Source organism: Arsenophonus endosymbiont of Bemisia tabaci Q2 (genome assembly GCF_902713415.1).
In the GTDB taxonomy this organism is placed as follows: Bacteria; Pseudomonadota; Gammaproteobacteria; order Enterobacterales; family Enterobacteriaceae; genus Arsenophonus.
Genome location: NZ_CACTIE010000027.1, coordinates 1 through 6,156 on the forward strand (window position 1 = coordinate 1; position 6,156 = coordinate 6,156).

Consider the following 6,156-nt stretch of genomic DNA (forward strand, 5'->3'; position numbering starts at 1 on the left):
TAATAACATTTGTGGAGCTTTCCTGTAGAAAATTCTTCTATAGAAAATCAAAGTAATCACCAAAAAGCGGCAATTAAATATAGAGGGATAGGTTTTTTGAAGAGTCTTCTATCAGTTACTTTTGGTACTCCTTTGGACTCGACCGTCTATGCTCAGGCATTAAATATTGGTAGTCTGGCTAAAAATGGGGGAGCGACTCACAGTACAATGGTTAAGCATTTTCAACTATGTGGAATATGCGTAATGGTTTATATCAAAAGCAGCCTAACCACTTGTAGCAGAAATAAAAAATAATTAATTAACCGTTATTTTATTTTCGGCTCTTCTCTTCGTTAAATAAAGAGGAGCCGATATTTTTTTGCTTAAGAGCAATAGAAAACGTTATTTATTTAAATAGTGTATTTTTTATTGTAAATGGGTTTATTAATTAAAATTTTAATTAATTTATGGTATTTACTTAATATTAAGTATTAAAATTTTTAAGTATCGTTGATAATTATAAAGCCCTTGTTTTTTTATTGGTAACATATCAACTTTTGCTGCGAAAAATCCTCTTTCTAGAAACCAGTGATTACTTCGGGTTGTTAATACAAAAAGTTTTTCTAAATTTAAATTTTTGGATTGTAGAGTAATGTGTTTAAGCAGTTTTTCACCTCTTGATAAATTACGATAGTCAGGATGCACAGCCAGGAAAGCCATTTCTGCAGACTTTTCTTATAAATAGTCATAAAGTGCTACGAAAGCGATGATCATATTTTCTCGCTCGATGATAGTAAATTTGTCAATTTCTATTTCTAATTGTTCACGTGAACGGCAAATTAATATTCTTTGCTGTTTCAACGGTTGAATTAATTCTAATATTCCTGCAATATCATTGATATTAGCTCGACGAATTTGTTCACAATTTTCCATGGTAATTTGGCTACCGATACCTTCATGAGAGAAAAGTTCTCGCAATAAAGGATCATTCTCTTGATAGCTTATCAAATGCTACGACGAACACCTTGCTTGCATGCTTTAATTGCGCTATATAAAAAATGCAGTATGTCAGAATGATTCTTTGGCTGTTTTTCCAATTCAGCAATATACTTTTCAGCTTCATTCGGCGAGAGTTCCGATAATATATTGCCATTTTTATCACTAATTCCTTGTAAAGAGCAAAATCCAATTAATTTTTCTGCTTTTAATTTTATTGCCAATTGTGTTGCGACAGTTTCTGTCGACAAATTAAAACTTTTTCCAGTGACCGAAACAGCAATTGGGTTAATTAATACAATTGAGCCGTTTTTTAAATGATGGTTGATAGATACTTCATCGATTCTTAGTATACCTCGGCTATGACACTAATCAACACCATCCTCAATCCCTAAAGGTTGAGCAATAATAAAATTACCACTGACGAGATTTATTTATATAAGCACTTTGCAATGGGATATTGTTGAGATTTATTGATAACAGAGCAGTAATATCTAATTGTAATGTCCCCGATATTTGTTTAGCTAACTCTAGGGTATTTGCATCAGTGACGCGAATATTTTTATGGTAGATTATCGGATATTGTTTGTTTATGAGTTTTTTATCTATCTTTGGGCGTATGCGATAAACAATAACTAGCCGAATACCGAGACTGTGTAATAAACCGATATCGCTAATGATATGAGCAAAATTTTTACCTGCGATAGCATTACCGTTTAATGTAATAACAAAGATTTTATCGCGATGTATATTAATATAAAAAAACAGAGTAGCGAAATCCATTAACTAAATCAGTACGACGTCCTTTCATATGTTCCTTATATAAATGACTGTTCTTAATGAAAGTATTTTTATGATTTTTGACACAAAATAGCAAAAAGAAATGTATAAAAAATCATTATTATTGCTTCAGAATATATTATAGCTAAACGTCTTAATTTTGATTACAAAAATATATGTTTTTCTCCAATATAAATTTACTGATATAGAGTAATTACTTGTAATCATTTTAAAATCGCCTAGCTATACAGATGCAGAGCCAATCCGAAATTGCTTCGCTGTTTCTCGGATACTCAACCCTTCTTCTTCCATCGTAAATATCACTTTACGTCTAAAATCAATTGAATAGCTCATATAAATAATGTCATCAAAATTAAGTCGCTTAGCTATAGTAGCTAATTATTCATAAAGAGCAATTTATTAATGACAGTTGATTAATGATTAGTTAAAGTTTTCTATAGTGATTTTTTGTTGATAATATTCAGCGGTTTATAATTATTTGATGCTTTAAGTGGATTTTTCGATGGATCATTCAAATCACGGTTTTTCAAGACGACGTCTTCTGGAAGGTACAGTGGCTACTATACTGTTAAGTATTAGTCCATTCAGGCTAGCTTCATCTTCAAGTATAGTTGCTATTCGTATCTGGCCTGCCTCTAGTTATACCCGAGTAACGTTAGAATCAAATATTGCTTTAAAATATCGTCAATTTGCTTTATCTGGGCCTGATCGTATTGTTGTTGATTTAGAAAATATGCAGTTAAATAGTGTGTTGCAGGGCATTAGCCAGCAAATCAGTTCACGTGATCCTTATTTAAAATTAGTCAGAGTAGGCCAATTTGATCAAAAAATGGTTCGCTTAGTTTTTGAAGTAAAAACTCATGTTGAACCACAAATGTTTACTATTGCGCCTGTTGCTGGTTTTAAACATCGTTTAGTGGTTGATTTTTATCCTGCTTCAGGTGTTTACACTGATCATGATCCGTTGTTAGCGCTATTAGAAGATTATAACAAAGGTAAATTGGACAATACGTTGCCGGTTAAAGCGAAAAAGCCAGCGGGTAAAGCCGGGAGAGATAGGCCAATTATCATCATGATCGATCCTGGTCATGGTGGAGAAGATCCTGGTGCTATAGGAAAATATAAAACGCGGGAAAAAGATATCGTATTGCAAGTTGCACGTAGATTAAAAATATTAATTAATCGTGAACCTAAGATGAAAGTTTATATGACTCGTAATGAAGATGTTTTTATTCCTTTAAAAGTGCGAGTTGCAAAAGCGCGGAAAATGCAAGCTGATTTATTTGTTTCTATTCACGCTGATGCCTTTACTAATCGTAAGGCGAGAGGTTCTTCAGTATTTGCATTATCGACCAAAGGAGCAACCAATAATAATGCCCGTTATTTAGCTCAAACACAGAATGAAGCCGATCTAGTTGGTGGAGTCAGTAAAAGTGGTGATAAATATCTTGATCACACGATGTTTGATTTGGTTCAGACGGCGACTATTAATGATAGTTTGAAATTTGGGACAGAAGTACTTAAACGGATGGGTAACGTTAACAAATTGCATAAAAACATTGTTGATCAAGCGGGTTTTGCGGTATTAAAGGCACCAGACATCCCGTCAATTCTAGTTGAAACTGCTTTTATCAGTAATATTAAAGAAGAGCAAAAACTAAAGACAGCAAAATTCCAACAGCAGATGGCAGAATCCATTTTTCGGGGTATTAAAGCTTATTTCGATAACGGCGGAAAACTGGCTTTGCGTTAAGCGAGTTAATTAGATAGATAATAGTCTTGTTGGGAAACTAATTTGATATTCAATGAAAGGTGGTTTCTGGGGTCGGATTTGAACCGACGACTTTCGGGTTATGAGCCGGACGAGCTACCAAGCTGCTCCATCCGGCGTCCGATAGCGGCTCACTATACTCAAAATCAGATCCGATGCAAGTTTTTTTCTTAAATATTGCGATATTTTTTATATTTTGTACATAAAAGAGACTTGATGATTGTTTTTTTTGTTCTTTTATGCAAATTAGCCATCATGCTTATTGATATACTTTGTCAGCAAAAAATCGATAGCGAAATATGTAATCAACAAACATAAATTCATAAATTTTTTAATGGTCATATAAAAATAGTTATTTAATGATTAGCTTAAATCAGTAAAATATTTTATCGGAAATTATCTTATCAAATGGGGTAGGGTATAATTTATTGCTAATTTAAAAATACAGAATAAGATGCAATTCAGTTGATAAGTATAGCTAAGCGACTTAATTTTGATTACACTCATATTGAGTGCGAACAAAATATCTGTGTCGCATTTGAGCGCTTTTTTTTGCATTTAGCTTGTGCCCATTTATGTTTAATTGGATTAAGATCTGGCGAATAGGTAGGCAAATATTCCACCATATGCCCCGCATCGATGATGAGTTGTTGAATACTCTGTTTCTTGTGAAAAGTTGCATTATCCATCATGATTACACTGTTTTTAGGAAGTACTGGGATAAGGACTTGGGTGACCCATGCATAGAAAACATCGCTGTTAATATTGATATCAAATAATCCGATAGCAAACAGCGTTGTGCCCAATAAAGCGCCGATAACATTTGTTCTTCCTTTAGCTCCCCAGTTCTTGAGACCAACACACCGTTGACCTTTCGGGGAATAGCCGTGAGTCCGCGGGGTATCGTGTGAAAAACCACTTTCATCAATAAAAACAATATGCTTGCCTTCTTTTTCATACTGTTGTTTTTTTGTTGAAACGTTTGTCGAGTGTTTTCGTCGGCTTTCGGATGACGTAGAGTTTTTTATAGGTCAATCCCATTTTTTTAAGAGCTTGCCAAATGGCCTTCTGACAAACGCCAAAACGCTCTGCACGCTCTTTTTGGTAAGCATCTGGATATTGTTCAACATCTTTTATCAACTCGGATTTATCGATTTTTCGCTGACGCGTAGTCGATGCTTTTGGCTCTATTTGATTAATCCAACGCGATACAGATGCAGAGCCAATCCGAAATTGCTTCGCTGTTTCTCGGATACTCAACCCTTCTTCTATCGTAAATATCACTTTACGTCTAAAATCAATTGAATAGCTCATATAAATAATGTCATCAAAATTAAGTCGCTTAGCTATAGTACCGTAAAAGATAATGAATATTTTTCTAGTGCCGCTGCTACTATGGATATATTTGTAGCATTTGATAACATACCAATTTTCACACTATCAATTCGAACATCAGTTAATACTGATTCAAGTTGTGAAGCCGACAATTTCGCCAGAAAGATTATGAATTGACTGTACTGCGCAAGTATTTTGCGCAACTAATACGGTTATCATAGCTGCACCATAATTTCCTAATGAAGAAAATACTTTTAAATCAGCATGTATACCTGCACCACCCGTTGGATCAGTTCGAGCAATGGATAAGGAATTATCAATCATAAATTTTTCTAATATTAAAATAATAATCAGAATAATTTATGCTACCTTACTTGACTTATTAGATTAAACCAATAGTTATTTTATATCAAACAAATGAATATATTACCTTTACTACCCTATTTCACTATTTTTGTTTAGTGTTAAAATATGATAAAAATCATTTTCATTATTTATCTTTTATCAATTTTGTATTTTAATGAAATAATCCAAATACAACTAATTTTAATGCACTTAAGCATAATACTCTTCTTATCAATAATGGCTTTAAAACTAAAAATTTTTATTGTATTTTTCACAATGAAATAATAAATAATTTATCTATCAATAGCGCTAATTTTCTATAAATAAAACTAATAAATATCACAGATTAGTCTCTTGCTAAAGCATAAAATAGTATTCAATATTGACAAGTTTATTGATGATAACCAGTTTTATCAAAAAAATTAAAATCAATTTTTTCAAAAGACACTATTATTAGATTATATTATCTTTCAATCGTGAAATATAATGAATATTACAAAACTATATGTTTTTATTAATTTAAATAAAATTTAATATAAACAAGTACATTTAAAATTGAATACCTAATACTAATTAACAAATACCATTTATAACTAATAAAATTATTTAATTAAATAAAAAATTAATATAGCGCATAAAATGGAATTTATTATAGAGTTTATTAAATGAAAATTGAATAATAAAGTATAATAAATAAAAATGCGACAACAATCTTGTTATTAATTCTAATATTATCTTTATTAAAATACCACACTCTCAACAACGTTTTAATATTCAACTTATCTTAATATAAATTTTTTATTACTTATCCTTTGGCTAATTCAACGGCTGTGGAATATAGTTAAAACATTTTCTATACATAAGTAAATACTATATATTTTTTAATCATAATAAATATTTAACTTTAATAATTCATTTTATCGTGAGAT

Annotated in this window: 5 protein-coding genes and 2 pseudogenes; 1 reads left to right on the forward strand and 6 read right to left on the reverse strand. The window is 31.5% G+C overall.

From position 1 onward, the window contains the following. Positions 1-453 precede the first annotated feature (453 nt). A pseudogene (gene argA, locus ARSQ2_RS02020) lies at positions 454-1,786 on the reverse strand (amino-acid N-acetyltransferase). 212 nt (positions 1,787-1,998) lie between these two features. Continuing rightward, positions 1,999-2,109: an IS630 transposase-related protein gene (locus ARSQ2_RS12235; RefSeq protein WP_238334250.1), complete on the reverse strand. Its 111-nt coding sequence runs from the start codon at positions 2,107-2,109 to the stop codon at positions 1,999-2,001. 169 nt (positions 2,110-2,278) lie between these two features. Between ARSQ2_RS12235 and amiC the strand changes: the two genes are divergently transcribed. After that, a complete protein-coding gene (amiC, locus tag ARSQ2_RS02025) occupies positions 2,279-3,529 on the forward strand; it encodes an N-acetylmuramoyl-L-alanine amidase AmiC (protein ID WP_181994192.1) in 1,251 nt (416 codons plus the stop codon). Positions 3,530-3,943: 414 nt separating this feature from the next. Here the strand turns inward: amiC and ARSQ2_RS02030 are convergent, their stop codons facing one another. The 4 genes and pseudogenes from ARSQ2_RS02030 to ARSQ2_RS02045 all read right to left on the reverse strand — a co-directional run. After that, positions 3,944-4,105 carry a hypothetical protein gene (locus tag ARSQ2_RS02030; protein ID WP_181994191.1) on the reverse strand — a complete coding sequence of 54 codons (162 nt, stop codon included), beginning with the start codon at positions 4,103-4,105 and terminating at the stop codon, positions 3,944-3,946. Continuing rightward, entirely contained in the window at positions 4,051-4,575 is a 525-nt protein-coding gene (locus tag ARSQ2_RS02035) for an IS630 family transposase (RefSeq protein ID WP_338078228.1), read from the reverse strand. Before ARSQ2_RS02035 ends, ARSQ2_RS02030 begins: the two co-directional genes overlap by 55 nt. Further along, positions 4,502-4,861 (reverse strand): IS630 transposase-related protein, encoded by a 360-nt coding sequence (locus ARSQ2_RS02040; protein WP_181994195.1) that lies wholly within the window; start codon positions 4,859-4,861, stop codon positions 4,502-4,504. Before ARSQ2_RS02040 ends, ARSQ2_RS02035 begins: the two co-directional genes overlap by 74 nt. A gap of 35 nt (positions 4,862-4,896) precedes the next feature. Beyond that, positions 4,897-5,206: pseudogene (locus ARSQ2_RS02045) on the reverse strand (bifunctional hydroxymethylpyrimidine kinase/phosphomethylpyrimidine kinase); the annotation flags it as partial. Between the last annotated feature and the right edge of the window lie 950 nt (positions 5,207-6,156).

What these genes read in the sequence shown, in the direction of transcription:
- amiC (WP_181994192.1), top strand. Translation starts at nt 2,279, where the DNA reads ATGGATCATTCAAATCACGGTTTTTCAAGACGACGTCTTCTGGAAGGT.
- ARSQ2_RS02040 (WP_181994195.1), bottom strand. Translation starts at nt 4,861, where the DNA reads ATGAGCTATTCAATTGATTTTAGACGTAAAGTGATATTTACGATAGAA.
- ARSQ2_RS02030 (WP_181994191.1), bottom strand. Translation starts at nt 4,105, where the DNA reads ATGCAAAAAAAAGCGCTCAAATGCGACACAGATATTTTGTTCGCACTC.
- ARSQ2_RS12235 (WP_238334250.1), bottom strand. Translation starts at nt 2,109, where the DNA reads ATGAGCTATTCAATTGATTTTAGACGTAAAGTGATATTTACGATGGAA.